This window comes from Botryobacter ruber (genome assembly GCF_003347595.2).
GTDB lineage: Bacteria > Bacteroidota > Bacteroidia > Cytophagales > Hymenobacteraceae > Pontibacter > Pontibacter ruber_A.
Window position 1 is genome coordinate 67,119 of the sequence record NZ_QCZK02000016.1, and the last position, 24,603, is coordinate 91,721.

The 24,603-nt window shown below is 50.2% G+C and carries 29 protein-coding genes; 14 read left to right on the plus strand and 15 right to left on the minus strand.

Annotation, left to right across the window (positions count from 1 at the left end; all coding sequences use genetic code 11):
- The first annotated feature begins 133 nt into the window (after positions 1-133).
- Positions 134-1,036 carry a LysR substrate-binding domain-containing protein gene (locus DCW36_RS03845; protein ID WP_205702867.1) on the plus strand — a complete coding sequence of 301 codons (903 nt, stop codon included), beginning with the start codon at positions 134-136 and terminating at the stop codon, positions 1,034-1,036.
- Positions 1,037-1,089: 53 nt separating this feature from the next.
- Positions 1,090-2,034: a YeiH family protein gene (locus DCW36_RS03850; protein WP_114782908.1), complete on the plus strand. Its 945-nt coding sequence runs from the start codon at positions 1,090-1,092 to the stop codon at positions 2,032-2,034.
- A gap of 358 nt (positions 2,035-2,392) precedes the next feature.
- Here the strand turns inward: DCW36_RS03850 and rodA are convergent, their stop codons facing one another.
- The 9 genes from rodA to DCW36_RS22460 form a co-directional block, all read right to left on the minus strand.
- Entirely contained in the window at positions 2,393-3,733 is a 1,341-nt protein-coding gene (gene rodA, locus DCW36_RS03855; protein WP_114782880.1) for a rod shape-determining protein RodA, read from the minus strand.
- Positions 3,734-3,736: 3 nt separating this feature from the next.
- Positions 3,737-5,563: a penicillin-binding protein 2 gene (mrdA, locus tag DCW36_RS03860; protein ID WP_114782881.1), complete on the minus strand. Its 1,827-nt coding sequence runs from the start codon at positions 5,561-5,563 to the stop codon at positions 3,737-3,739.
- Positions 5,564-6,088, minus strand: coding sequence for a hypothetical protein (locus tag DCW36_RS03865; RefSeq protein WP_114782882.1), 525 nt, complete (start codon positions 6,086-6,088; stop codon positions 5,564-5,566).
- Positions 6,078-6,944 (minus strand): rod shape-determining protein MreC, encoded by an 867-nt coding sequence (gene mreC, locus DCW36_RS03870; RefSeq protein WP_114782883.1) that lies wholly within the window; start codon positions 6,942-6,944, stop codon positions 6,078-6,080. Before mreC ends, DCW36_RS03865 begins: the two co-directional genes overlap by 11 nt.
- A gap of 9 nt (positions 6,945-6,953) precedes the next feature.
- Positions 6,954-7,979 (minus strand): rod shape-determining protein, encoded by a 1,026-nt coding sequence (locus DCW36_RS03875; protein WP_114782884.1) that lies wholly within the window; start codon positions 7,977-7,979, stop codon positions 6,954-6,956.
- A 300-nt stretch (positions 7,980-8,279) separates the two neighbouring features.
- Positions 8,280-9,815, minus strand: coding sequence for a M43 family zinc metalloprotease (locus DCW36_RS03880; RefSeq protein WP_114782885.1), 1,536 nt, complete (start codon positions 9,813-9,815; stop codon positions 8,280-8,282).
- Positions 9,816-9,942: 127 nt separating this feature from the next.
- Complete coding sequence (locus DCW36_RS03885; RefSeq protein WP_125185435.1) at positions 9,943-10,518, minus strand: hypothetical protein; 576 nt, start codon at positions 10,516-10,518, stop codon at positions 9,943-9,945.
- Positions 10,511-12,052, minus strand: a complete 1,542-nt coding sequence (gene gpmI / locus DCW36_RS03890; RefSeq protein ID WP_114782887.1) for a 2,3-bisphosphoglycerate-independent phosphoglycerate mutase — start codon at positions 12,050-12,052, stop codon at positions 10,511-10,513. The genes DCW36_RS03885 and gpmI overlap by 8 nt, the downstream gene beginning before the upstream one ends.
- A 108-nt stretch (positions 12,053-12,160) precedes the next feature.
- A complete protein-coding gene (locus DCW36_RS22460; protein WP_164891020.1) occupies positions 12,161-12,298 on the minus strand; it encodes a hypothetical protein in 138 nt (45 codons plus the stop codon).
- Positions 12,299-12,338: 40 nt separating this feature from the next.
- Here DCW36_RS22460 and DCW36_RS03895 point away from each other — a divergent pair, with 40 nt between their 5' ends.
- The 6 genes from DCW36_RS03895 to DCW36_RS03920 all read left to right on the plus strand — a co-directional run bounded on the left by DCW36_RS03895 (position 12,339) and on the right by DCW36_RS03920 (position 16,552).
- A complete protein-coding gene (locus DCW36_RS03895) occupies positions 12,339-12,740 on the plus strand; it encodes a DUF4783 domain-containing protein (RefSeq protein WP_114782888.1) in 402 nt (133 codons plus the stop codon).
- Positions 12,741-12,806: 66 nt separating this feature from the next.
- A complete protein-coding gene (nadC, locus tag DCW36_RS03900) occupies positions 12,807-13,664 on the plus strand; it encodes a carboxylating nicotinate-nucleotide diphosphorylase (protein ID WP_114782889.1) in 858 nt (285 codons plus the stop codon).
- Positions 13,665-13,780: 116 nt separating this feature from the next.
- Positions 13,781-14,368 carry a hypothetical protein gene (locus DCW36_RS03905; protein ID WP_114782890.1) on the plus strand — a complete coding sequence of 196 codons (588 nt, stop codon included), beginning with the start codon at positions 13,781-13,783 and terminating at the stop codon, positions 14,366-14,368.
- Positions 14,369-14,468: 100 nt separating this feature from the next.
- Positions 14,469-14,771 (plus strand): hypothetical protein, encoded by a 303-nt coding sequence (locus tag DCW36_RS03910; RefSeq protein ID WP_114782891.1) that lies wholly within the window; start codon positions 14,469-14,471, stop codon positions 14,769-14,771.
- A 270-nt stretch (positions 14,772-15,041) separates the two neighbouring features.
- Positions 15,042-15,788: an SAM-dependent methyltransferase gene (locus DCW36_RS03915; RefSeq protein ID WP_114782892.1), complete on the plus strand. Its 747-nt coding sequence runs from the start codon at positions 15,042-15,044 to the stop codon at positions 15,786-15,788.
- Positions 15,789-15,802: 14 nt separating this feature from the next.
- The gene (locus DCW36_RS03920; RefSeq protein WP_114782893.1) at positions 15,803-16,552 is read left to right on the plus strand and encodes a ZIP family metal transporter; all 750 of its coding nucleotides are present in this window, start codon (positions 15,803-15,805) and stop codon (positions 16,550-16,552) included.
- 383 nt (positions 16,553-16,935) lie between these two features.
- Here DCW36_RS03920 and DCW36_RS03925 read toward each other — a convergent pair whose 3' ends face one another.
- From DCW36_RS03925 to DCW36_RS03940, 4 genes are all read right to left on the minus strand, one after another.
- On the minus strand, positions 16,936-17,316 hold the full coding sequence (locus DCW36_RS03925) for a hypothetical protein (RefSeq protein ID WP_125185436.1): 381 nt from the start codon (positions 17,314-17,316) through the stop codon (positions 16,936-16,938).
- Positions 17,317-17,446: 130 nt separating this feature from the next.
- Positions 17,447-17,893 carry a septal ring lytic transglycosylase RlpA family protein gene (locus DCW36_RS03930; RefSeq protein WP_114782894.1) on the minus strand — a complete coding sequence of 149 codons (447 nt, stop codon included), beginning with the start codon at positions 17,891-17,893 and terminating at the stop codon, positions 17,447-17,449.
- 92 nt (positions 17,894-17,985) lie between these two features.
- Complete coding sequence (locus tag DCW36_RS03935; protein WP_128396939.1) at positions 17,986-18,723, minus strand: hypothetical protein; 738 nt, start codon at positions 18,721-18,723, stop codon at positions 17,986-17,988.
- 32 nt (positions 18,724-18,755) lie between these two features.
- Positions 18,756-19,067 (minus strand): hypothetical protein, encoded by a 312-nt coding sequence (locus tag DCW36_RS03940; RefSeq protein WP_114782896.1) that lies wholly within the window; start codon positions 19,065-19,067, stop codon positions 18,756-18,758.
- 853 nt (positions 19,068-19,920) lie between these two features.
- Here DCW36_RS03940 and DCW36_RS03950 point away from each other — a divergent pair.
- Both DCW36_RS03950 and DCW36_RS03955 read left to right on the plus strand, forming a co-directional pair.
- The gene (locus tag DCW36_RS03950) at positions 19,921-20,100 is read left to right on the plus strand and encodes a hypothetical protein (protein WP_114782898.1); all 180 of its coding nucleotides are present in this window, start codon (positions 19,921-19,923) and stop codon (positions 20,098-20,100) included.
- Positions 20,101-20,270: 170 nt separating this feature from the next.
- Complete coding sequence (locus DCW36_RS03955; RefSeq protein WP_114782899.1) at positions 20,271-20,528, plus strand: hypothetical protein; 258 nt, start codon at positions 20,271-20,273, stop codon at positions 20,526-20,528.
- 69 nt (positions 20,529-20,597) lie between these two features.
- On the opposite strand, the gene DCW36_RS03960 is transcribed toward DCW36_RS03955, so the two are convergent.
- The gene (locus DCW36_RS03960) at positions 20,598-20,984 is read right to left on the minus strand and encodes an Hsp20 family protein (protein WP_114782900.1); all 387 of its coding nucleotides are present in this window, start codon (positions 20,982-20,984) and stop codon (positions 20,598-20,600) included.
- 272 nt (positions 20,985-21,256) lie between these two features.
- Here DCW36_RS03960 and DCW36_RS03965 point away from each other — a divergent pair, with 272 nt between their 5' ends.
- The 4 genes from DCW36_RS03965 (at position 21,257) to DCW36_RS03980 (ending at position 23,891) form a co-directional block, all read left to right on the plus strand.
- Positions 21,257-21,883: an OmpA family protein gene (locus DCW36_RS03965; RefSeq protein WP_164891021.1), complete on the plus strand. Its 627-nt coding sequence runs from the start codon at positions 21,257-21,259 to the stop codon at positions 21,881-21,883.
- Between the two features lie 235 nt (positions 21,884-22,118).
- Positions 22,119-22,526 (plus strand): hypothetical protein, encoded by a 408-nt coding sequence (locus DCW36_RS03970; protein WP_240676042.1) that lies wholly within the window; start codon positions 22,119-22,121, stop codon positions 22,524-22,526.
- A gap of 417 nt (positions 22,527-22,943) precedes the next feature.
- Complete coding sequence (locus DCW36_RS03975) at positions 22,944-23,351, plus strand: hypothetical protein (protein ID WP_114782902.1); 408 nt, start codon at positions 22,944-22,946, stop codon at positions 23,349-23,351.
- 231 nt (positions 23,352-23,582) lie between these two features.
- Positions 23,583-23,891: a Dabb family protein gene (locus DCW36_RS03980; RefSeq protein ID WP_164891022.1), complete on the plus strand. Its 309-nt coding sequence runs from the start codon at positions 23,583-23,585 to the stop codon at positions 23,889-23,891.
- Between the two features lie 108 nt (positions 23,892-23,999).
- On the opposite strand, the gene DCW36_RS03985 is transcribed toward DCW36_RS03980, so the two are convergent.
- Entirely contained in the window at positions 24,000-24,494 is a 495-nt protein-coding gene (locus DCW36_RS03985; RefSeq protein WP_125185439.1) for a hypothetical protein, read from the minus strand.
- Between the last annotated feature and the right edge of the window lie 109 nt (positions 24,495-24,603).

Here is a 24,603-nt window from a genome sequence, read left to right on the forward strand (position 1 = left end):
GCAACTGCATAATAAGAAAATACACAAAAGTCGGTTACAGCCTGCAACATCACATGCTTTTACATCCTGCACACTTTCCCCTTTACAGCTTTTCTCCGTAACTTTCCTTTCAGAAAACCCGCCACTACCGCTTATGATCTTCGACTTCCGCCTGAAAGTCTTCTATACCGTTGCCCAGAAACTGAGCTTTACCAAAGCGGCCAACGAACTGTTTATTTCACAGCCGGCCGTTACCAAGCACATCAACGAACTGGAGCAGCAATTGGGCGCTGGCTTGTTCAGGCGGCATGGCAACAGCATTTCGTTAACGCCGGCGGGGCAGGTCGTGCTGAAGCATGCCCAAAAGATTTTCCAGATTTATGCGGCGCTGGAGAATGAGCTGGCGCAGCTGACGAATACAACGGGCGGCAACCTGCAGGTGGGGGCGAGCACGACGCTGGCGCAGTACGTGTTGCCGAAGATTCTGGCGCAGTTCAAAACGGCGCATCCCGGCGTGCACCTTACCTTCGTGACCGGCAACAGCGAGCAGGTAGAACAGCAGCTGATACAGGAGAAAATTGACATTGCCGTGGTGGAAGGCATTTCGCACCACCCGCAGATTATGTACGAACCGTTCGTGAAAGACGAGATTGTGCTCGTCACCCGGTCCAACAGCAAGCTCGCCAAAAAGAACGAGATAAAACCAGAGCAGCTGCTCTCCCTCCCGCTCATCCTGCGCGAGCATGGCTCGGGCACGCTGGACGTTATCTACAAAGCCCTTTCCGGCGCCCATATCCACCCCAAGGACCTGCACATTGAGCTGCAGCTCGACAGCACCGAGAGCATCAAGCAATACCTGCTCTACTCCGACTGCGCCGCTTTCCTCTCGATACACGCGGTAGAGGAGGAGCTGCGGCACAACAAACTCAGCATCATCGACATCCGGGGCATCGATATTTCCCGCACCTTTCAGTTCATTACGCTGCATGGGCAAACCTCGCGGCTTACGGCTGTTTTCAAGCGTTTCTGCAGCAGCCACTATAACCTGGCGTTATAACGGATAAGGCTTTGTGATTGGCCTGGCTCCGGGTAATTCCGGAACTTGGTACCATGCAACAAAGCAACACTGGTACAGCAACACAGAAAAAAGCAGCCTTTCTGGCCCTGCTCCTGGTATGTGTGCTCCCCAACCTGGTTACGCCACCCCTGGCGCTGGCCATGGGCTTTGCATTCGCACACTTCCTGGGCCACCCGTTCCGGCACCTGAACCATAAGGCAACCAACTGGCTGCTGAAGGCATCGGTTGTGGGGCTGGGGTTCGGCATGAACCTGCAAAGCACCATGGAAACAGGCAAGGAAGGTTTCTGGCTAACCATCGCCTCTGTTACGATAACTCTTACGCTGGGTATCTTAGGTGCCAGGCTGCTGCGCCTCACCCCTAAGCTGTCGCACCTGATTGCCTCGGGCACTGCCATCTGTGGCGGAAGCGCCATTGCGGCGCTCGCGCCCGTGCTGCAGGTAAACGAGAAGGAAATGTCGGTATCGCTGGGAACGGTGTTCCTGCTGAATGCGGTGGCGCTGCTGGTGTTCCCCTTTATCGGCCATGCGCTGGACCTGACGCAGCACCAGTTCGGTGTGTGGAGCGCCATCGCCATCCACGACACCAGCTCGGTAGTGGGCGCAGCCAGTGCCTTCGGCGAAGAAGCCTTGCGCGTAGCTACGACTGTAAAACTGGCCCGGGCGCTCTGGATTGTGCCGGTGGCTTTCCTGTCGTCGCTCGCCTTCGGAACCAGTGGCCGGAACATCCGCTTTCCATGGTTTATCGGGCTGTTTGCAGGCGCGATGCTGCTCAATAGTTTCTTTCCGGCGGCAGGTTTGCTCAACCACCACATCGTTAGCCTGTCTAAAGCTGGTCTTACAGTTACGCTGTTTTTAGTAGGAGCCGGTTTGTCTGCAGAAAGCGTAAAGGCAGTAGGCTGGCGGCCGCTGGTGCTGGGCATTTCACTTTGGGTGACAATTTCCGTGCTGTCGCTGGGGGTGATACTGTATGTCTGAACCGTTGATGGGTGTGATTTAAATGATTTTTGTGATTTTGACCGTTGATGGTCGTGATGGCGCTGATGCGTGTGATGTTATATTTGCTTTTTTGTCTGAATCAGGATTGTCTTGAACAGGATTAAAAGATTAAATGATCATAAAGATTTTGCTATAGCGTAATGGAATCCTGCTTTTCCTTAAATCTTATAATCCTGTTCAAGACAATAGCAGAGGCTATGGAGGCAGGAGCAGAGAAGTTCAGACGCTGTTTTTTAAGGGAAGCAGGTAACCGGAATGTAATCCTGAAAATTCTAAAATTCTGTAAATCCTAATTCAGACAAACTTTAAATCACACGCATCAGCGCCATCACGACCATCAACGGTTCATCTTGTTCGACCGCACCAGTTCCTGCGTGCGGTACGCATCGATGGCCAGCAGAATAAAGAGCAGGATGGTGAAGGACCAGAGCGAGGAGCCGCCGTAGCTGAAGAACGGCAGCGGAATACCAACTACCGGCGCCAGCCCGATGGTCATGCCCACGTTTACCAGGAAATGGAAGAAGATGATAGAGGCCACGCAGTAGCCATAGGTGCGCCCGAACACTGACTTTTGGCGTTCGGCAATGTACACGATCCGGATGAGGAGCACCATGAACAGGGCAATGAGCAGCGTACTGCCAATCCAGCCATGCTCTTCGCCGATGGTGCAGAAAATAAAGTCGGTGCTTTGCTCGGGCACGAAGTCGAACTTGGTCTGGGTGCCTTCCAGGAAACCTTTGCCAAAGAAACCGCCCGAGCCGATAGCGATTTTAGACTGCGTTACGTTCCAGCCAAAGCCCAGCGGATCGGCTTCGGGGTTGATGAGGGCTCTGATGCGGTTCTGCTGGTGCGGCTGCAGTACATCGTTCACAAAGTAATCGACACTGAACACCATGCCTACAATGAGCAGGAGCAGGGCGGCCATCATCTTGAGGCGGCGCATCAGGCGGTAATCGAGCCACACAGCCAGCACCATCAGCACCACAATGCCAATAATCAGGTAGAGCTTGGGCACCAGCAAGGTCATGATAAAAATAAAAGCCGATACCCCGCCAATCACCAGGATGAGCGGCGACATACCTTCGCGGAAGTAGGCAATTACGAAAGCAGCAAACACCAGCGCAGAGCCCGTTTCGTTCTGCAGGATAATGATAGCCGGGGGCAGCAGCGTGATGGCAGCCAGGATCATGTGGTCTTTCCATTGCTGTTGCCGCAGGTTCGAGGTGCTCAGAAATTTGGAAGCCGCCAGCGCAGTGGCAAATTTGGCCAGCTCGGCAGGTTGCAGGCGCACGCCTCCACCTAAATCGAGCCAGGACCGGGAGCCGGCAATAGGCGAAGCTACCGCCAGGGTAAAGAGCAGCAACAGGATCACGAAGCCGTAAATAGGGTAGGCCAGGTGCTCGTATATCTTGTAATCCACTACCAGCAGCACCAGGATGAGCACCAGCGAAGTGCCAATCCAGACAAGTTGTTTACCGGAGTTGATATCGAAGCTGAAAATGTTCACCACATTGTCGGGGCTGTACACGGCGGCATAGATGTTCATCCAGCCTAAGCTCACGAGCAGGAAATACAAAAAAACCGTCAGCCAGTCGAGGTTGGGCGCAATCCTGCGGGAGATGCGCTTGCTGCTCCTGGTAGCAATTTTATATTTCGATACGCCCTGCTCTACAGCCATCTTCTACTTCATGTTTAAATATTCGCGGCTCAGCACCCACTCCTCCACTTTCTTTCTGGACACTGAATCGGTCAGGTACTTTTCTATCATCAGGCTGGCGATAGGCGCAGCCGAGGAGCCGCCCCATCCGGCATTCTCCACATACACGGCAATGGCAATTTTGGGATCTTCTTTTGGTGCAAAGGCTACAAACACGGCATGGTCTTTACCTTGCGGGTTCTGGGCTGTACCCGTTTTTCCGCAGATGGTAATGCCCAGGTGCTCGAGGTTAGCGATAGCTGCCGTTCCGCCTCTGCGGGCCACTGCCGCCATACCTTCTATAACAGGAATATAATGCTTTGGGTTTACAGTGGTTTTATTCTGCACCCGGTACTCCGGCAGGGGCTCCCCGTCTTCGCCAATGGAACGGATGATGTGCGGCATGTAATAATAGCCTTTGTTGGCGACAATAGCCATAAAGTTCGCCATCTGCAGCGGCGTAACACCCAGTTCTCCCTGCCCGATACTTAACGAATAAATGGTGGAAAACTTCCAGCGGTTTTTTCCATAAATTTTATCGTACAGCTCCGGCGAAGCCACAATCCCTTTCTTCTCGTTCGGCAAATCGATGCCCAGTTTCTGTCCAAAGCCAAAGCTCAGCACCTGCTCCCGCCATTCCGCCAGCCCGATGGAGGTGTCTTTAAAGGTGTTTCGTGATTTGCCCTGGTTAACGAGCGCCCGGTAGGTCTGGTAAAAATACGGGTTACACGACTGCTGTATGGCCCCATACAAGTCCAGCGGCGAGTTATGGTTGTGGCAGTTTACGAGCGCCCGGTTGCAATAGAATTGCGTAGCGGGTGTAATAACCCCCTCTTCCAGCGCAATCAGCGCCTGCACCAGTTTAAAAATAGAGCCCGGCGGGTTGCTGCTGGCCATAATCGGGCGGTTGAACATGGGCTTGTCCTGGCCCTTGAGCAGGTTCAGGTAATTGGAGCCGTACTCTTTTCCTGTCAGCAGGTTCGGGTCGTAAAACGGACTGGAGATGTAGGTCAGGATTTCTCCTGTTGAGGGCTCCAGTGCCACAATACTGCCTTTTGCGCCATTCATCAGGAATTCGCCGTACTTCTGCAGGTCAAGGTCTATGGTGCTGATCAGGTTCTGACCGGCTATGGCCAGCGTATCGTAGGCGCCGTCTTTAAAAGAGCCCTTCTCGATACCCCGTACGTTTACCATTTTGTACTTGACACCCCTTCTGCCCATCAGGTACTTTTCATAGGCCTGCTCTATACCGCTCTTGCCAATGTAGTCGCCGGGGCGGTAGCCTTTGTAGGTGGTATCTTCCAGTTCCCGCGGACTGATTTCGGCAATGTAGCCCAGCGCGTGCGCCAGGCTTTGGTGCGGGTACCCTCTGGCGGTACGGGCGTTAATGTAAAAACCGGGAAAGTCGATCAGGTTGTCCTGTATATGGCCAAATTCCTCGGTGCTGAGCTTCTGGTAAAAGATAGACGGCTTCACATAAGAGTAGGCCTTCGCTTTCTTAATACGCTCCCGCAGGTCTTCTATCGTGATGTTGAGGAGGCTGCACAGGCGCAGCGAGTCCGGGCTCTTGGCCTCTTTGGGCACAATCATCAGGTCGTAGACAGGCGTATTCTGTACCAGCAACTGCCCGTTGCGGTCGTAAATCAATCCCCGGAAAGGGTACTGCACAATGGTTTTTATCGCGTTTGTCTCAGCAGCCTGCTTGTAGCTGCTGTCCACTACCTGAATATAGAACAACCGGATAGCAAACACGATACCCACTACCAGGAAGATAGTTTGTATAACGTACTTTCTGTTTTCTAAATAGTCCATTTATCTATTCGCTCTCTTACCTGAGAAGAACAGTAATTGTATTATCACCATGACCAGACATGTGTAAATAGTGCTGGTTACAATCTTAAGCAGCGTGTACCATACATCGCGGAAGCTGATAACTTCCAGGAAAAAAACGGCAGCATGGTGCATGAGGATAAGTATAACCGCATATGCCAGAAACCAGCGCCAGCCCATCGCATAAATCGTGGCGGTGTCGCTAGTATCATAACCATCACGTGGTGTGAGAAGGTTCAAAATATGTGGTCTTAAATAGGTAAGCAGTACACTGGCAGCCGCATGTATGCCCATGGTGTCGTAAAACACATCCACGGTGAAACCCGTGATAAAACCCAGCAGCAAAATCCAGACGCGGCTGATGCCAAGGGGCAGGAACAACAGGAATCCTACATAGATAAAGCAGAACGCTGTGCTGTACAGGATCAGGCTGTCCATGAACAGTATCTGGAAAGATACGAACAGGACGAACTGGACGATATTTATGAAGCCAAACTTACGGTTCATCGGATTTTATGCCTGCGTCTCGTTCTAATTTTTCGCGCTCTTCGCGGTGCGGATCTTCTACCACATACACATAGGAAAGCTGGGCGAAGTCTACCGCCAGCTTTACTTCTATGGTATAAAAGCTTTTATCCGGCTCCCGCTCCACGCTACTGATGGTGCCAATCATCACACCTTCGGGGAACACGGTACTGTAACCGCTGGTAACCACGGTATCGCCAATGGCAGGCTTAATGTGCAGCGGCACAAAATCGAGCAGGGCAGTGCGGTAGTCGCCGCCCGTCCACCTGATAGTGCCCGAAGTATTATCGCGCTTGATCTTGGCTGAAACCAGCATCTGGGAGTGCAGGATAGAGGTGACCGTGGAATACCGTTTCCCGACGGTTTTTACCCGCCCAACGATACCGCCCGGGGTAATTACCCCCATTTCCGGGCGCACGCCCGCCTCGCTGCCAACCGACAGGGTAAGGTAGTTGTTCGTGCGCCTGATGGAGTTGTTGATAACCCGGGCTGCATGCAGAATATAAGGCAGGGCCTTGGCAGAGTCTGTAACAACATAGAGCGAATCCGTCATCTTATTCAGGCTGTCGGTCTGCTCTATGTCTTTGTATTTCATGAGCTCTGCACGCAGTGCCGCATTCTCGGTGGCAAGCGTATTGTTAATGGAGGCCAGCCTGAAATAATCTTTCACGCTGCTCTGGAATTCCAGCACATAGCCTACGTAGGTGGTGGCAGAGTTAAAGATTGCCGCCCCCTGGTACGTGTTGTAACGCACCAGCATAAAAACGCACAGGACTTCCAGGGATAAAAAGATCAGGAACGCACGGAACCGGTAGATAAAGAAAAAAAGATTCCGCATGTGGGCCTGTTACGTCAGCAGAACATTTTTAAAGCCTTCGATATTCTTGATAGCTGCACCTGTGCCACGCACCACCGCTCTTAACGGGTCCTCGGCGATGTGTATCGGCAGTTTGGTTTTGGCTGCAAGTCGTTTATCCAGTCCCCGCAGCATGGCGCCTCCACCTGTCAGGTGGATGCCGTTGTCGTAGATATCGGCCGACAGTTCGGGCGGCGCAATCTCCAGCGCCTTCAGCACCGCTTCTTCTATTTTAGAAACAGATTTGTCGAGGGCGATGGCTATTTCCTGGTACGTTACCTTGATTACCTTCGGAATACCCGTCATCAGGTCGCGTCCACGGATTTCGTAATCGGCCGGCGGGTTCTCGATTTCGGTAAGGGCAGCCCCAACCTCTATTTTGATTTTTTCGGCAGAACGTTCGCCAATGAGCAGGTTGTGCTGGCGGCGCATGTAGTCCAGGATATCTTTGGTGAACACGTCGCCGGCAATACGGATAGACTGGTCGCACACGATACCGGAAAGGGCGATCACGGCAATCTCGGTTGTACCACCGCCAATGTCCACGATCATCGACCCGATAGGCTGCTCCACATCAATCCCGATACCGATAGCGGCGGCCATCGGCTCCTGTATCATCCACACCTCTTTGGCGCCGGCGTGCTGGGCCGAGTCGCGCACGGCCCGTTTTTCCACCTCGGTAATGCCCGACGGAATACAGATGACCATGCGGTGCGAGGGCTGAAACAGCCTGCGCCCCGTGTCGATCATCTTGATCATGCCCCGGATCATTTCTTCGGCAGCGTGAAAGTCGGCAATTACACCGTCTTTCAGCGGACGGATGGTGCGGATGTTCTCGTGCGTTTTCTCGTGCATCTGCATCGCGCTGCGCCCAATTGCCAGCACTTTGCCGGTAGTGCGGTCGACAGCGATGATCGATGGCTCGTCGACTACAATTTTATCGTTATGTATGATCAGGGTATTGGCGGTACCCAAATCTATGGCTATATCACTCGTCAGAAAATTAAATAGTCCCATCGTAGCGTGTTGCAGGCGTGCAATTACCTAGGTTATATTTCATTTACAGGATATTCGTATCCAAAAACTTGCGCAAAATTAGTGAAATTCAGCGGAATTAATAATGTGCTTACCTTTTTGGTGCCAGAATTAAATATTTAAAAACATACCATAGGCGGTTCCTGCTGCTCTTGTACGGATTTTGGCGGATTGGTTTGGTTTCCGGAGGGACGACGGGTGTGTTAAATGGTTGAGCAGAGGCTGTGGTGGCAGGTGCAAAAAGCTTTCTGCACCTGCCACCACAGCCGCTGCTGCTCTTGCTTAGCGCACTAAAACTATCTTTTTGATCTCAACACCATCCGTACTGTGTACGCGCAGGAAGTACATGCCGGCAGCCAGGTGACTTACCTGAAGCCTTGCTACCCGCCCGTTCACCTCCTGGCTTAGCACCGTCTGCCCCATGCGGTTAACCAGTTCTACCTGCTGCACCTCTTCACGCGCCTGCTGCTCAATTACCAGCACCTCCCGGGCCGGGTTCGGATAAACCGTTACAGCACTTACCGTTACCTGAATAAACTGCTCTTTGGTTTGCGTGTCCGTCAGGACACCATTGGAGGCAGTGAGGCGCACGCTGAAGCGGCCAGGGGTGGTGTAGGTAACGGTGGGGTGCTGTTCTGTGGAGGTGGCGGGCGTGCCGCCCTCAAACTGCCAGCGCCATGAAGTGGGCCTGGTGCCGGTGGTTTTATCGGTGAAGGTGACGGTCGTGCCGGCTATTATCAGCGTGTCCTGCGGGTTGGTCAGCTCAAAATCGGCCAGTAAATTCCCGGTGCAGGCCGGCGAGGTAAGGATGGAGGCGCGTACAGTTGTTAACACGGCCTGCATGTAAGCCGCCTGCCCGTGCGTGAACAGGTTCATACAGGCATCGTCGGTATAATCCATGTAGTTCTGCCACATGTTGCCGTGCGGTTCGTTGCCACACGAAACCACCATGCCTGCCGGGCAACCTGTAGTACTTTCGGCCTGGTTGGGCGTATCGTCTATGCCATCGGAGTCGGAGCAGCTGGCGTTGGCGGAGGTGCCCCAGATGTGCCGCAGGCCCAGCCAGTGGCCGACTTCATGGGTGGCAGTACGCCCCAGGTTAAAGGCCCACCGGTAATTATTATATGGTGGCGCCCCAACCGCATTAAAATGCAGCACCACACCATCAATGGCCGCCGGAGAGCCGGGCGGGTTGGCGTAGCCCACTACCTCGCCTGCCACCACACTCCCGATGCGGCAAACCCAGATATTCAGGTACTGGTTACTGTTCCAGGCATCGATGCCGCCTGTGCCCGTAAACATTACATCGTTGCTGAACGAAGAGAACGTGGTCTTGCTGGTCCTGGTGCGGGTAATGCCGTTGGTCGGGTTGCCCTCCGGGTCAAGCGAAGCGAGGCAAAACTCTATGCCTGTATCGGCAGCAAGCGCCTTAAAGTAATCAGGCGTATTTACAGTATCGGCATTTTTCTTCCCGAAATCAGCATTCAGGATATTCAGCTGCGACAGGAGTTGTTCGTTGGATATATTTTCTGCTTCAGAATTATACACCACATGAAACACCACCGGGATAACAATGCGCGCCTGTTCCTGCTGCAGTCTTTTTAGCTGCTGGCTTTGCTGCCGCCCCTCCTGTACTGCCTGTACTATTTCCTGCCGGCGTTCTGCAAAACCGGGATACTGCACCTGCAGATCCGGAAAAACATCGGTCGTGCCACAGGCGCGTCCGTGCAGGGGCTGCGTTGCGGAGGCTGTTTGCTGCTGGCTATATCCAGCCAGTGCAGCACTCCATAACAGGATAGTTAAAAAAATGGCACGCATGAGGCAACTGAGAGATAAAACCTGATAAAAAAGCCCGGTTTTGACACAGGCTCAGTAAAGCAATATACTGAAATAACAGTTACCAGGTAACGAAAAAGTTCAATCGGAACAGGAGAAGGGGAAAAAATCAGAGATTGGCATCCACGTAGTAGTGCAGCGAATCGCCTAGGATCAGCTTTTGCACTCCCTCTATCCGGTAGCTGGCCAGGTTGCCATTGGCGGGATTGGTAAGGAGCAGCATGTTCCGCCTGGAATAAAAGAGCATGTTCTTCTCCAGCACCCGGGCTTCCAGCCTTTGCAGCTGCCCGGACGGAGTTACCTGCAGTTGCAGTGTTTGCACGGGCGTAGCAGCCACCTCCGATTTGGTGAAGGTAATTTCGGTATTGCCGTTTTCCAGTGTTTTGCGGCTTTCGGTGTATAAATCGTTCAGGGCCGGCCGGCTCAGATCCACAGCCTGAAAAGCAGCCAGTTCATTTTCCCAGTTCACCTGCGAGGTTTCGATGGTTTCGGCAGGTTTGCCGGCTGTTTTTACCGATTTCAGCACCATCGGCTGTGTTGCCTGCAACTGCTGGGTTTGCTGCTGCAGCCAGTCAGTCAGGTTGTAAGAAGCCGCCGCCCTGGCAGATGTGGGCGGCGCTGGCTTCTCACAAGCTACTGTGGCTATCAATAAGCCAAAGAAGTATAAGGCTTTACGCTTAAGCAAGTGATGGTACTTTGTTTAATAACGAGGTTCCAGTCATTTCTTCCGGCTGCTCTATGCCCATCAGGTCAAGGATAGTAGGAGCCAGGTCGCCCAGCTTGCCATCCGACAGCTTGCCGGTATAGTCGTTGCTTACCAGGATGCAAGGCACCAGGTTAGTCGTGTGTGCAGTATTCGGCGTGCCGTCCGGGTTAATCATCATATCGGCATTGCCATGGTCGGCTATTACAATGGTGTCGTAACCATTGTCGAGTGCCGTACTCACCACAGTCTGGGCACAGGAATCAACTACCTCGCAGGCTTTAACGGCAGCCTCAAACACACCGGTGTGGCCCACCATGTCGGGGTTGGCAAAGTTGAGGCAGATGAAATCGGCTGTTTTGTTCTGTAGCTCCGGCACAATGGCATCGCGGATGTCGTAGGCACTCATCTCAGGCTGCAGATCGTAAGTGGCTACTTTCGGCGACGGGCAAAGCAGGCGTTTCTCGCCATCAAACTGCGTTTCGCGGCCACCCGAGAAGAAGAAGGTAACGTGCGGGTATTTTTCTGTTTCGGCAATCCGGATTTGCGTACGGCCTGCTTTGGAAACCACCTCGCCCAGCGTGTTGTTCAGGTTATCCTTTTCGAACACAGGTTCTACGCCAACAAAAGACTCATCATAATTGGTAAGGGTAATGTAGCGCAGGTTCAGCTTGTGCATGTTCTGCTCATGGAAGTCGCGCTGCGTCAGGGCCTGGGTAATTTCGCGGCCACGGTCGGTGCGGAAGTTAAAGCAGATAACCACATCGCCATCTTTAATCGTAGCAACCGGTTCCTGCTGGTCGTTCACCTTCACGATTGGTTTGACAAATTCATCGGTCACGCCTTCGTTATAGGAATCGAGCATCGACTTGATGATGTTCTGCGATGGGGTTCCTGTACCATGCACCATCAGGTCATAGGCCAGTTTCACGCGCTCCCAGCGGTTATCGCGGTCCATGGCATAGTAGCGGCCCACAACAGAGGCAACGGTACCCGTGGATTTATCCAGGTGCTGCTCCAGGTCGTTGATATATTTCACGCCACCCTTCGGGTCGGTATCACGACCATCGGTAAAGGCATGGATATATACTTTCGACAGGCCATAATCGGCGGCTACCGAGCAAAGCGCCTTCAGGTGGTCGATGTGCGAGTGCACGCCGCCATCCGACACCAGCCCGATCAGGTGCACATCCTTCTGCTCCTCTTTGGCAAAAAGAAAGGCATTGGCCAGGGCAGGCATAGCAGCCAGTTTATGCTCCGCAATCGCTTTGTTAATCCGTACCAGGTCCTGGTACACCACGCGGCCGGCCCCGATGTTCATGTGACCAACCTCCGAGTTGCCCATCTGCCCTTCCGGCAATCCTACGGCCTCGCCGGAAGCCTGCAGTTTACTGGTTGGGTACTTCTGAAGAATTGAATCATAAAATGGAGTGTTGGCTTTGTTAATGGCCGAAACCTCCGGATTTGTGGCAATGCCCCACCCATCCAGAATTACTAAAAGAACCTTTTTATTCATGTCGCAAATGTAAGTAATAAATTTTTAGCAGCTGTTTAATAAACAGGCCGCTCACTAAAATGTTGGTCAGGTAATTATAACATAAATATCGGTTTATTCCTCCAGAATTCACAACTTTCTCAGCCATATAACAGCAGGAAAAAGCAAAACCAAAGCCACCTCGACTGTTGCACCGCCGGCTTTGGCTTGTATTTGTCCGGATAATCCTGTTAATTTTAAAGTGAAAAATGCAGCTATACTTGGCATAGTTTTAGCTACAGACTAAGCGAGTTCACAACTATCTATTATGAAAAACTTTAAACAAATTGCAGTAGTCTTTACCCTTTTCTTAAGCATCGTGTTTTTAACTTCCGGCAAGGCTATTGCCCAGAACGATGCGTTTGGTAGTGTAAAGTCTGCAATTAAAACCGGCTCATCCAAAGATCTGGCACGGAACTTCAGCAGTGTGGTCGCCATTTCGCTGGAAGGCGGAGAAGCCACCAGCTACAGCAACACACAGGCCGAGTTTGTCATGAAAAACTTTTTCGGCAAAAACCCTCCGGTCGATTTTACCTACAGCCACCAGGGCGCCTCCGACAAAGGACAGCGCTACGCCATTGGCACCTATGCTTCGCGGAACGGGAGCTATACGGTGGTGGTCTTGTTAAAGGATAATTCGATCCAGAAACTAGACTTTATAAAAGATTAAGCAGATAATAATGAGATTTTTAAAAAGGCCCGGCATTTATACCGAGCCTTTTTTTATTTTTGCACTGTGAAACCGACATATCTGACCGAACAAAGCATAGAGGAGTTTATCGCTCGCGCCCTGGCCGAAGACGTAGGCGACGGAGACCATTCTTCTTTGGCCTCTATTCCGGCCGATGCCCGGAACCAGGCACGCCTCCTGGTAAAAGACGAAGGCATACTGGCCGGCGTGGAACTGGCAGAATACATTTTCCGCCACGTAGACCCCAACCTGCAGGTAGAAGTGCTGCTGCCTGACGGCGCAGCGGCAACCTACGGCGACGTGGCCTTAACCGTAAAAGGCAATGCCCAGTCTATCCTGACGGCCGAGCGGCTGGTGCTCAACTGCATGCAGCGCATGAGCGGCATCGCCACCTACACGCACAAACTCACCCAACTCATAGCAGGCACAAAAGCCAAAGTGCTGGATACCCGTAAAACCACCCCGAACTTCCGGATAATGGAGAAATGGGCCGTGCTGATCGGCGGCGGCGGGAACCACCGGTTCGGCCTTTTCGATATGATCATCCTCAAGGACAACCATGTTGATTATGCCGGCGGCATCCGCGAGGCCATTACTGCTACACAACGTTACCTGCAGCAGAAAGGCAAAAACCTGCGCATAGAGGTGGAAACACGCAATCTCGATGAGGTACGTGAGGCTCTGGAGACAGGTGGCATTGACCGTATTATGCTCGACAACATGAAGCCGGAAATGATGCGGGAGGCGGTAGCGCTGATCGGCGGCCGCTACGAAACCGAAGCATCCGGCGGCATAACCGAAGCCACCATAGCCGAAGTTGCCCGTTGCGGCGTGGACTTTATCTCGGTGGGCGCCCTTACCCATTCTATCAGAAGTTTAGACCTTAGCCTGAAAGCATATTAAATTTTAAAGTACCTTTGCTGTTCCTAAGGCTGATTACTAGGCTTGCGTGCTGCAGCCCGGAGGTTGGGAAGAAGCGTTTGCGGAGAAAGTAATTTTTGATAGTAGTTTAATAGTTTATGCAGCAACCAAATCAACGTGGTTTCCGGTCGCCACAGGGCTCATCCCCGCTGGCCATCCGCACAAAAAAATACCAGCTCGACAAAGAGATGTACACCAGCATCGCCCTGAAACAGGTGTGGCGAAAAGACTGGTGGTATGCGCTTATCCCGCTGGTACTGTTCCTGTTGCCGGCCATTTTCAGCTTCTCGTGGTGGTGGGTAGCGGCGGCAGTTGTTATTACCATCCTGTTTATACTGGTACGCTCCGCCCAGGTGCTGGGGGTAACGCAGGTAGACCAGGGCAACCCGCTTTTTGAGCGCCTCACTTACGAGATAGACCAGAAGCAGATCCTCATGAAACGCAACGAGCGCGAAGGCGCCGCTTTGCCCTGGGACATGGTTAAGTCGGCCACTCCCAAAGACGATGCGTTTATGCTATGGCTGAAGGAGCCGGGCAGAGAGCAGCTGCCTGGCGGTTTTAAAGGCTGGCTGGCCCGCACGTTCCAGGTGCCTGTGTTTATTCACCTGCCTTACCGCATCTTCAACAGCCCCAACGACATTAAACTAATGGAATCGATGCTGCGCCGCAAGAACCTGCTTGCGTAGCTTTTTACCGTTACCTGATTTTTATCGTAGGATAAGCTGATAAAATGAGCTGCCAGAGAAGAAGTGACAGCTGTTTATAAATTTGATAACAAGAATAACAATGAATAAGAACGTACTAGCAGTTTTTGCCGCTGTATGCGGTTTAGCAATGGTTTCATGCGACACCCCGAAAGACCAGCGCCCAGGCGAAAAGGTGTCGGTTGATTTTGTGCAGCCAGGAACAAGAAACACGCACAACATTGGCAATGTAAACGAAGTGCATGGCGCATCGCATGAGCAGGAAGTACTGCCTAACCACGACCCGGGCGCAAACGAAATGTTACACCAGGGCGACAGCATCAGAGAAGGAGCAGAAACGAACAAAGTTGAGGGTGCCGATCACCACGAAGCGGTAGAACACTAAGTCCGTAACGCTATACGAAAGGAGCCTGTGGCCGCTGTACACCAGTTGCCGCAGGCTTTTTTTATGCCCTAAGCCTGCTAAAATCTTTACTGCACCTGCCACCACAGCCTCTCCTGCTTATGCCCCATCATTTTATTACCTGCAGCTGCCACCACTCCCTCTGCTCCCGCTAAAACACTTCTTTGCAGCAGGATTGTCAGCTATCCTGGAAAGCAGCGGTAGTTTGTCCGGAATTTAAGTTTATATTTGCAACTTAATTGCTTTTAGACAATGCACGGCACCGGCACACAACAGGAAGAATGGTTTAGTACGTGGTTCGACTCGCCCTATTACCACATCCTTTACAGCAACCGCGACGAGCAGGATGCACAGCATTTTATCGATAACCTGCTGACCTACCTGCACCCAAAGCCTACCGAAAAGATTCTCGACCTGGCCTGCGGCAAAGGCCGCCACGCCCTGTACCTGAACCAGAAAGGCTACGATGTAACAGGTGTCGATCTTTCGGCAGAAAGCATCCGGTTTGCCAAACAGTTCGAAAACGAGCGGCTGCATTTCGAGGAGCACGACATGCGCGAAGAATACCGTCCCGAAACCTTCGACTTTATCCTGAACCTTTTTACCAGCTTTGGCTACTTCGATACCGAAACGGAAAACGTGGTGGCCCTTCTGGCTACGGCCAACTCACTCAAACATGGCGGCAAGCTGGTGATCGACTTCATGAACACCGAACGCACCATCTCGAACCTGGTGGCGCACGAAGAGAAGCAGGTACAGGGCATCACGTTCCACATCGACCGGGGCGTTGAGCATGACTTTATCGTGAAAAAGATTTCGTTTACAGACCAGGGGCAGGAGTTTTATTTTGAAGAGCGGGTGAGGGCCCTGCGCGAAGAAGACTTTATGGAATACTTTGGCATGGCACACCTGCGGCTCGTGGATGTATTCGGCGATTACCAGCTCAACCCTTACAACGCCGGACAAAGCGAGCGGATGATCTTTGTGCTGAAAAAATAAAAACGCAAGCTCACATGATAGTTGCCATATTTGTCCTGTTTTTTACGGTGGTGTTTTCCAGCTTCCTGGTAAAAGCCTTTCCGCCCGACAACCGGCGGTGGCTGAAGATGGCGCTGGCCTTTAGCGGTTCTTACCTCTTTACCATCACCATTATCCACCTGCTGCCCGATGTGCTCCTGGCCAATGCCAACCCGCATGCCGTGGGCTACTGGGTACTGGCCGGTTTCTTCCTGCAGCTGGTGCTGGAGCTGTTTTCGCATGGCGTGGAGCATGGCCACATGCACGTGCACGACCACGGGCACATCAGTTCAATGCCGTACCTGTTGCTGGGTTCCCTGTTCATCCACTCTTTCCTGGAGGGCAGTATCCTGGTAGAAAGCGGGAACCACCATACCGGCCACATCCATGAGCGGAGCAGCTTTTATACCGTACTGCTGGGCGTGGCCATACACCACGTGCCTGCAGCCTTTGCGCTTATGTCGGTGCTGCTGTCGCGGCTGGGCAGCTTTAAAAAGGCCTTTTCCTGGCTGATGATTTTTGCCATTGGCGCGCCGCTGGGCATCATCTTCAGCAATACCCTGCTGGCCGAACAAGCCGGCGAAGGCATGGTTTACACCGCCCTGACCGGTATTGTAGCGGGTAATTTCCTGCATATTTCCACTACCATCCTCTTCGAAACAAGCCCCGACCATTACTTCAACCGGAACAAACTGATTGCCACGCTGCTGGGGCTCCTGCTGGCGCTGCTGACTGATTTTTTATAGCGGCAAAAAATTGCTTAAATTCTGCTGCAGCTGCCACCACAGCCGCTGCTGCTCATTTTTTTGCGAAACAGCTGAAGCAGGGGTAGATATTGCGTGAAAGGGAGAGCAGCAGGTGAGGCCGGTATAAAAAAGTAAAGCCGGAGATACTTCTCCGGCCTTAAAACCTTAAACAAACAACATGAATCATGAGGTGCTGTTACGCGCCTTACGCTTCTATAGTGGAAATGCAAAAAAACGCATTTTGATTCCATCCCCCTGAAAAAAACTTTGGACCCGGTACTGCGGCAACTACCGGAGACAGAAACCGGAACAGCTGAAAAAGGAGAGGCAAGCAGGTACAGCCACCTTGTGCAGGCGCTGTCAGTTATTGCTTAAACGAAACCTTAAATGATGGTAGAAAGCAGGGTGGCGGCCAGTGCCTTAACGGCAAGCACAAGTGTATCGGCCTGTGGTGCGATATCTCTTTCCTCCTCGTTGTTGCCGTCGGCGGAGACAAGGTCTTTGAAAAAGGAAATCGGTCTTTCCAGTGCATCGGCATCAAACACCGACTTTTTCTGCCGGGGCTTAGCCGCCTCTTTAGCGGCTACTACAGCAGTTGTTTTGTCAGAAGACTTGCACGTTGTACCTGGTGTAGCAGAGGCGGTACAGGCAGAAGAAACGCGGCAATCTTTATGCATGGACACAATAGGAACCGATGTTGCCAGAACCAGCAACAAAGCTACTACAGGTAGTGCTATTCGGTATGGATGCCACAGTTTTGCCATGTACAAAAATACGTAATAATTTAAAGATAGCAAGCTGAAATTACAGAGAATTTAGAGAACAGCTGTTTTTTAACTGCCAAAAGCTGTTTCTATCATGCAAGCATTGCTGTTGAAGTTACATACCTGAAAATCAGGGATTAGGTTTTGCTGCCCGAACAACTTTTACCTTTACGGGCGCTATGCCTGCCTGGGTATAATCGAGCTTTTTTGCCGCTGCTTCCGACAAGTCTACAATCCGGCCTTTTACAAAAGGACCACGGTCGGTAATTTTCACCTTCACGGTCTTTTTGGTGTTCAGGTTGGTTACTTTCACTTTCGTTCCGAAGGGGAGCGTACGGTGCGCGGCCGTCATTTTATTGCGCCGGTACGGTTCTCCGTTTGCCATTTTCCGGCCCTGCAGTTTCCTGCTGTAATATGAAGCTTTGCCCTCTTCGGTATAACCGCGCTGCCCGAACTGTGGCGAGGTGCTGGTGCAGGAGGCAAGGCTGGCAAGCAGGAAACAAATAACAGCGGCATTTACAGCAAAAAGCAGGCGCCGCTTTGCCTTGGCTGCGGAGGCTGGTACGGTTGTAATCATAAGCATAAATGTTCTGCTGCTTAAACGTTGCTTTTACTTCTTGTATTGCCTTTCCAACCGAAACGAAACAACAGCCGGAGCTGCTGTGCTTACTACTGCTTTAGTTCATAGTTATACACCTCCATGGCCTGCGTGAGCTTATCCTTCTGGAAGAGCTGAATTACAAACGGAAGCGCAATCAGGCCTGCACCGGCATATACGGTGGGCGATACACCCGGAAACCCGTTTGGAGTAGAACGCGCATCATTTCCTGTATGAAGAATGCCATACGTAAGCACGCCTGCCCCTACAATAGACATGCCTGTATAAATAAGCTTGTTGCGTTTGTGCCTTTTCAGCAGCGTCATCGACGAAGGGCTATCGGCCAAAGCCTGCTCCAGGTTATTCAGCGTAAGCTCATAAAGCGGCCCGTTGTCTTTTGAAAAGTAGTAGATGCGGCGGCGATTGTTAAAGGGCATGCCATAGCCATACCCATAGCCATACGGGCTGTAGTTGTATTCTGTGCGCATCGAGTAGAACTTTGAAATGCGCGGCCCTTCCAGTATACGTTTCGCAAAGGCATCTTTGTGACCACCGTAGGATATGCGCGTAAAATACCCCTCCTGGTTCTGGTAAGTATTTACCATTTCAATAGGATACTTCAGCGAGTCGTCGAGCAGGAAATGGTTTGATTTAAAGATTGGCGACTTATACTGCACCTTATCTGCATAAATGGCCTCTCCGCTCCGCAGTATGATAAAATCAGGCCGCGATTTACGCGGAACGTTTTGGGCGCCAGCCTCCGCTGCCATCAATAAAATTAAAAGGAAGAAAACTGTTATTCGTTTCATGAAACTTTGTTTGCTGTTTTTCTTTGTAATGTTTAGTTAAAGAGCAGGAAAAGCATGATCACCATGCCTCCCAAGGCCAGGTATACCCACTGCATCAGCTGCTTCCGGTATTTACCCGGCACTACACTGCTTATCACCATTACGGCCACCAAAAGGCACAAAATATATAAAAGTATAAACGTAACGGCTTTAACCCAGTTCGGCACCACTGTATTCTCCGGTTGCAGCTGGTCCTGCTGCCCCATACCCGACAGCAGAAGCTTAAGCCCGTTATACACCACAACCTCAAAAACTAAAAAGTAAAAGAGCCCATACAGGCGGCCTTGCTTTTCCGGAGTGTTCATCTATCGGTGGCTTTTGGAGCAGTAAATTTCTTTTGCAGGTGCTGTTGCGGAAGTAACCTGGTACTCCCACCAGTGAGGCTACAACTGCCTGCATGGGCAATACCTTTATTCCGGCAGCACATTAATCCGTGCTTTTGCAATGCAGGATCATCCTGGCTGCAAGCATACCCACTCCTGTTAGCATTACTATACTATGCAAATTCCATTCCTAATATGCCTCACCACTCATTTTATATTAAAGAAGACTGCAGGAGAAGCCTCTGCCTTCGCGTAAAATTACCTTGGTTTTCTGCTAACGGCGGAGGCTTTTTTTTATTATCTGGAGGCATATGGCTGCTGCACAATTTGAAAAATTATATTCCCGGCATTTTGTTTCCCATACGGCCATAAATGCTAAAAAGGCGATAATATTGTTAATTTCAGAAGAATCTAATTGGAATAGGGCAAGAAACTGTAACATAAAACAGCTGAAACAGCGTTAGAATACTAGTAATAAGATGGTATATGAAGTATTTAAGAAATATAGGATTAGAATATTACAAAATGGGCAGAAAAAAGCTGCGCAAGATTTTTAGTACCTGTTACGAAAATCTTACAACGCTGATTTACTACCATGATAACAATAACAGGTATCTTCTGGTAATTGCAAAAGAGGACGATCCGCCTCTGATACTGGAAAAGAAGATAACCCGTGAACAAGCATTCAGGTTAATGAACACCCGGATCTGATCAGGTCCGGGTGCTTTTTTTGAGATGTCCCCAGTTTGCCAGCTGCTATTGCACATACCCCTTATGTTGTTCACTGGTAGTAACGCCTGTTCTACCCACACCGGATGCTCCCGTATAGAGGCTTATGAAAAAATGGAATAAGTACTACAAAATAGCTTTTGCTGGTGTTCTTGTTAACCTGCTGCTCCAGGTTGTCCTTTCGTTTGCCGTAGACCCCTACCTGGCTGCCGTGTTCACTCCATTTTACCCGGTTTGGTTTATTCTGCTGGTAGTGGGCTGGCGCAAAGAACATCCCCGCCGCTGATGCTCGCGCTGCCATCTGCCACAGTTTGTGAGGAGCAGCGACTGTGGAGGCTGGTGCAGCAGAAAAAAAACAACAGAACGATCGTTAGAAATGAGCAGGAATTTAAACGGAAAGGCACTTTTTAGGTAGCGGTTGTGGTTTTAATACAGAATCCAAAGCAAAGCACCTCTATGGCTGACAAAAATATTATGACCGACGAAAACCATGTGGAACACATGTTTCTGCATGTAGAGAGCAAAGATGCCATTTGCGCCCTGAACATTGCAGGTCATCCGTACCGTTTGCGGGAACTGATCTATATGATGATCGAGAACGGATGCCGTGTAATGAAGATAAACGCAGACCGGTATAACACCTTCTCTTTTGATAAAGAAACCGTTGAGGTGTACGATTTTCTTACCTCTATTATTAAAGCCCGCTTTATTTAAGAGCAATACAAACAGAAAGGGATACTGTGTAGCACAGTATCCCTTTCTGTTTGTATTGCTGGTTATCCCTTACAATGTCTTAATCTCGATTTCTTTCGGATTATTGGCTGCATCATGGTACGGTAGCCGTATCTGCAAAGCGCTTTCCTGGTGTACCGCTTCAATGCCTGTTACATCGACCTCCGGAGGCAGTACAAATGTCTGCGCAAAGAGCGGAACGCCCACCCCTGACTTTTCCTGGTTCTGCAACACCGACATAATGCTTAGCTGGTTGTTGTGCAGCAACACTTTAAATGCCTCCGGAATAACGCCTGCCGCCTTCACCTGGATAACGGCACCTTTCCTGTATTTTTTTACTTCTACGTATGTTTCGCTTATACCACCACCTACTGTATTCAGCAGATCGATGTGCTGCGCAATATTGCGTAAGAATTCTTTATCTTTTATAAGTTTCATTTCGATCTCCTCTTTCTTGTTCGTGTACCCTATTGCAAATCAGGTGCCATACTCTTTTGCACTTCTTTTTGCATTTCAGGCATCTTACAATAAGTCAATTTGGCTTATTCTAATGCTTATCACGAATAAACAGGGTCAATATGGCAGTTTTCGGCGAAAATAAGCAAACGGGTACTGTAAAAACAGGAACCCAGGAAGGTGGTGGAGCAGGCAAGCAAAAAACCATGCCGGGTGCACTACGTAGGGTTTACTACAAACCAATAACTATAACTATGAAAAAAAGTAGTATACTCATTTTAATTAGCTTCGGCTTTACAGTTGCCTGCAACGATCCGAAGGGCGAGGTTGAGAATGATTCTCTGGCTGATGCCACCGCAGATACAGCCGTTATGTATCCTGATGAACGCGGAAGAATAGAGGCGGACGCCGTAGAAATAAAAGATGTAGGAGAGGATTTCTGGAATAACATTAACTGGGAAGCCCCCGTAGTGGAAGACCCCGACCTGCAGGGCTCCGACATAGAGAAGCGGGAAGAGAAAGAGTACAATATTTATTCTATGGATGACCGCCTGCTGTTTGATACCGACAAGGCGCAGATCAGGCCGGAGGGCGAGAAGAAACTGCAGCAGATAGCTGACGAAATAAAAAGCCTTCCCCAACAGAAGCAACTCCGCATTTTTGGCCATGCCGATGCCCGTGCCAGCAACGAGTACAACAAAGAGCTTTCTGCTGAACGTGCCAATGCCGTTAAAAACTGGCTTACCGAAAAAGGAGGCATAGCAGGAGAACGTATATCCATAGAGCCAATGGGCGAAACTGCCCCCAGAGCTACAAACGAAACCGCTAAAGGCCGGCAGCTCAACCGCCGCGTTGCGGTAGTAGTAGTAACACGGGAATAACAGAGGCTATAAGCTGTACCTGCATAACCTGAGCGGCTGTCTGTAATCCAGGATAGCCGCTCAGGTTGTTTCTTGATGCTGTTGTTTTTGCCTGGGAAGGGGCGATGCGGCAGCTACTTTCACTTTTTAGATAAATATTTGTCTCTCTTGTTTTATATTTCCAATATCTGTACTACCTTGGGCGGGTGATATCTTAGAAAATTATTGTTTCCATCTTCGGGATATCTGGATTTTTATGATGCAAGTATATTTTCAGAATAGCTTTATCAGCCTTACCTACGATTTAGAACTGCAGTTGGGTATTGCCAGATGGAGAGGACACCTGCGGGGCCCGGAATTAAGAGAAGCTTATATGTTGTGCCAGGAACTGGTAGACCGTTATGCACTAACGCGCTGGCTGGCCGATGACCGGAAGATGCAATCAATCGACCCCGTCGACCTGGAATGGAGCCTCCAGGTAATTGTACCGCAAATTGCCGCCAGTTCGATCCTGCGTATGGCCCGGCTACCCTCCTTCTCCGAGGAGAACCGTGAAGCAGTAGACATGATGATAGACAAAGGACACAGCTATGACATGGACCTGGCTTTCCGGGACTTCCTGGATGAGCAGGAGGCGATGGAGTGGCTGCTGAAGCCTTTTTAAGTTAAGCAGCAGAAGATGGCGCACCTTAGCTGTTAAGCTGCCTCTCTGTTGTATATACACCGGAAAGCATCTGCACCTCCCTCCATAGCCTTTGCTCCTGCTTTGTAAGCAGAGCCGCATTCTTTTTGCTGTTGCGGGCCTGCTGTACCTGCCACCACAGTCTCTGCTCCAGCCAGCAATGGCGGCTGGCAAACCGAAACCGGCTAAAACATAACAGGGGCTACAAGGCTTTCCCCCGTACAAAGCAGCTGCCTGTAGAAGTGTTATTTGATCCTGTATCTGCCAGGCACGGTTGGCATTTCTTGCTGTATTAGAAATAATTTACCCCGGCTATTTTATATTTCCGGCAACAGTACTATCTTAGAAAGATGGTATCCGAGAAGTTTTTTACTTCTATAATCGGGATACCAGGCACTTATGAAGCAAGTATACTTTCAGAACAGCTTTATCTGCATTTCCCATGACAGGCAAGCTCAGTTAGGAATTGCCAAATGGAACGGACACCTGCAAGGGGCGGAACTAAGAGAAACCTTCCTGCTTTGCCTGGACCTGATTGACCGTTACTCCTTAACCCGCTGGCTGGCCGACGATCGCCTGATGCAGGCCATAGAACCCACCGACCTGGAGTGGACCCTCCAGGTATTCATCCCCCGGCTGGCTGAATCTTCGCTGCTGCGCATGGCCCGTTTGCCTTCGCAATACGAGGAAAATAATGAAGCGGTAGAGCTAATGATAAACAAAGGACAAAACTATACCGTCGACCTGGTCCACCGCACCTTCCAGGAGGAGCAGGAGGCGATGGAGTGGCTGCTGGGGCCGTTGTAGGGGGTAAGGCTGCGGCAGGAGGTGTACAAGACTGAAATATGTAAAGCGTGAGGTAAATCTTTTTATGTCGTTGTGAGACTCATAATCTTTATCTTACTACAACAACCGTTTGTTATTATAAACTCACAAGAATCAGCTAGTATGAAAAGAATAACAGGTTTAAGTTTGATAGTGGTGATAATCTCTGCTATCGTATTTCTCACAGGTTTCCAAAATTCAAAGAAAGAACCAATGCGACACATTGTAGTTTTTAAGTACAAGCCTAGTGCTACCCCTGAACAGATCGACCAGGTAACCAAAGCTTTTAGCGGATTGAAGGATAAAATTCCGGGTATTATAGCTTTCGAGCACGGGATTAACGACAGCCCCGAAAATAAGAACCTTGGCTTTACGCATGTGTACCAGCTTACCTTTACAGATGCCGCCACCCGCGATGCGTATCTGCCACACCCGGAACACAAGAAGTTCGGTCAGCTACTGGGGCAACTAAAGGTTGTGGAGGATGTTTTTGTGGTGGATTATGCGCCGGTAGGGGAGTAATCTTTTAGCTGAGGCCTCTGGAACAGACGCTCGTAGCGTGCGCAGCTCCTGCAAGTCTTTGGAGCAAGTGGTATTAAAAAGCGAGAGCAACTTTACTCTCGCTTTTATTTATGTTAAACCTAGTATGTTCAGAATGAAGGTGCCAAGTGAGAAATAATCTGAAAGTGATTTTATAGAAACACTTATAAATTCTTTCCCAATCATGCCGGCAAGGAATAAAAGTGGTGATAAAAGAAAGGTCCTTTTTAAGAGAGTAAAACTTAGTCCGTGAATACTAATAAAACTTGTTGCAACCTTTAGCTTATCATTAGATGCTAACAACAACAGCTCCGAAATTATCTTTACCTTTTGTTGTGTAGACATCCATAGTAACTGATGGCTACCATCTTCATAGGCCTTTGCCTCCTCATGTCCAGGAATAGCATTTCCAATAGCAATATTATTACGTCTGGTTAGTGATAACAATTTACCGTTATCCGAGCTTATCTCGTAATCTGAAGTGTATATCAGCTCTATAATTTTTGATAAATCATACTTATTAGCATCTTCGATGCTTACTGGCTTGCCATTGAGAATTCTATATCTGGCACCATTAGTGTCCAAGTATAATTAAAAGGTTTTCAATTGGTTACAAATGTTATTTTCCGGCATTTGTATTTGTGTGTTGTTAAGTAGTTGATTAAGAGGTGTTTTTTCAAAAGCAGAGATAGAG

What these genes read in the sequence shown, in the direction of transcription:
- DCW36_RS03955 (WP_114782899.1), top strand. Translation starts at nt 20,271, where the DNA reads ATGGCTGACAAAAATATTATGACCGACGAAAACCATGTGGAACACATG.
- DCW36_RS03920 (WP_114782893.1), top strand. Translation starts at nt 15,803, where the DNA reads ATGATAGTTGCCATATTTGTCCTGTTTTTTACGGTGGTGTTTTCCAGC.
- DCW36_RS03875 (WP_114782884.1), bottom strand. Translation starts at nt 7,979, where the DNA reads ATGGGACTATTTAATTTTCTGACGAGTGATATAGCCATAGATTTGGGT.
- DCW36_RS03975 (WP_114782902.1), top strand. Translation starts at nt 22,944, where the DNA reads ATGAAGCAAGTATACTTTCAGAACAGCTTTATCTGCATTTCCCATGAC.
- DCW36_RS03950 (WP_114782898.1), top strand. Translation starts at nt 19,921, where the DNA reads ATGAAAAAATGGAATAAGTACTACAAAATAGCTTTTGCTGGTGTTCTT.
- mrdA (WP_114782881.1), bottom strand. Translation starts at nt 5,563, where the DNA reads ATGGACTATTTAGAAAACAGAAAGTACGTTATACAAACTATCTTCCTG.
- DCW36_RS03845 (WP_205702867.1), top strand. Translation starts at nt 134, where the DNA reads ATGATCTTCGACTTCCGCCTGAAAGTCTTCTATACCGTTGCCCAGAAA.
- DCW36_RS03960 (WP_114782900.1), bottom strand. Translation starts at nt 20,984, where the DNA reads ATGAAACTTATAAAAGATAAAGAATTCTTACGCAATATTGCGCAGCAC.
- gpmI (WP_114782887.1), bottom strand. Translation starts at nt 12,052, where the DNA reads ATGAATAAAAAGGTTCTTTTAGTAATTCTGGATGGGTGGGGCATTGCC.
- DCW36_RS03940 (WP_114782896.1), bottom strand. Translation starts at nt 19,067, where the DNA reads ATGAACACTCCGGAAAAGCAAGGCCGCCTGTATGGGCTCTTTTACTTT.
- mreC (WP_114782883.1), bottom strand. Translation starts at nt 6,944, where the DNA reads ATGCGGAATCTTTTTTTCTTTATCTACCGGTTCCGTGCGTTCCTGATC.
- DCW36_RS03895 (WP_114782888.1), top strand. Translation starts at nt 12,339, where the DNA reads ATGAAAAACTTTAAACAAATTGCAGTAGTCTTTACCCTTTTCTTAAGC.
- DCW36_RS03880 (WP_114782885.1), bottom strand. Translation starts at nt 9,815, where the DNA reads ATGCGTGCCATTTTTTTAACTATCCTGTTATGGAGTGCTGCACTGGCT.
- rodA (WP_114782880.1), bottom strand. Translation starts at nt 3,733, where the DNA reads ATGGCTGTAGAGCAGGGCGTATCGAAATATAAAATTGCTACCAGGAGC.
- DCW36_RS03980 (WP_164891022.1), top strand. Translation starts at nt 23,583, where the DNA reads ATGCGACACATTGTAGTTTTTAAGTACAAGCCTAGTGCTACCCCTGAA.
- DCW36_RS03850 (WP_114782908.1), top strand. Translation starts at nt 1,090, where the DNA reads ATGCAACAAAGCAACACTGGTACAGCAACACAGAAAAAAGCAGCCTTT.
- DCW36_RS03935 (WP_128396939.1), bottom strand. Translation starts at nt 18,723, where the DNA reads ATGAAACGAATAACAGTTTTCTTCCTTTTAATTTTATTGATGGCAGCG.
- DCW36_RS03965 (WP_164891021.1), top strand. Translation starts at nt 21,257, where the DNA reads ATGAAAAAAAGTAGTATACTCATTTTAATTAGCTTCGGCTTTACAGTT.
- DCW36_RS03930 (WP_114782894.1), bottom strand. Translation starts at nt 17,893, where the DNA reads ATGATTACAACCGTACCAGCCTCCGCAGCCAAGGCAAAGCGGCGCCTG.
- DCW36_RS03970 (WP_240676042.1), top strand. Translation starts at nt 22,119, where the DNA reads ATGATGCAAGTATATTTTCAGAATAGCTTTATCAGCCTTACCTACGAT.
- DCW36_RS22460 (WP_164891020.1), bottom strand. Translation starts at nt 12,298, where the DNA reads ATGCCAAGTATAGCTGCATTTTTCACTTTAAAATTAACAGGATTATCC.
- DCW36_RS03865 (WP_114782882.1), bottom strand. Translation starts at nt 6,088, where the DNA reads ATGAACCGTAAGTTTGGCTTCATAAATATCGTCCAGTTCGTCCTGTTC.
- DCW36_RS03910 (WP_114782891.1), top strand. Translation starts at nt 14,469, where the DNA reads ATGAATAAGAACGTACTAGCAGTTTTTGCCGCTGTATGCGGTTTAGCA.
- DCW36_RS03925 (WP_125185436.1), bottom strand. Translation starts at nt 17,316, where the DNA reads ATGGCAAAACTGTGGCATCCATACCGAATAGCACTACCTGTAGTAGCT.
- DCW36_RS03915 (WP_114782892.1), top strand. Translation starts at nt 15,042, where the DNA reads ATGCACGGCACCGGCACACAACAGGAAGAATGGTTTAGTACGTGGTTC.
- DCW36_RS03905 (WP_114782890.1), top strand. Translation starts at nt 13,781, where the DNA reads ATGCAGCAACCAAATCAACGTGGTTTCCGGTCGCCACAGGGCTCATCC.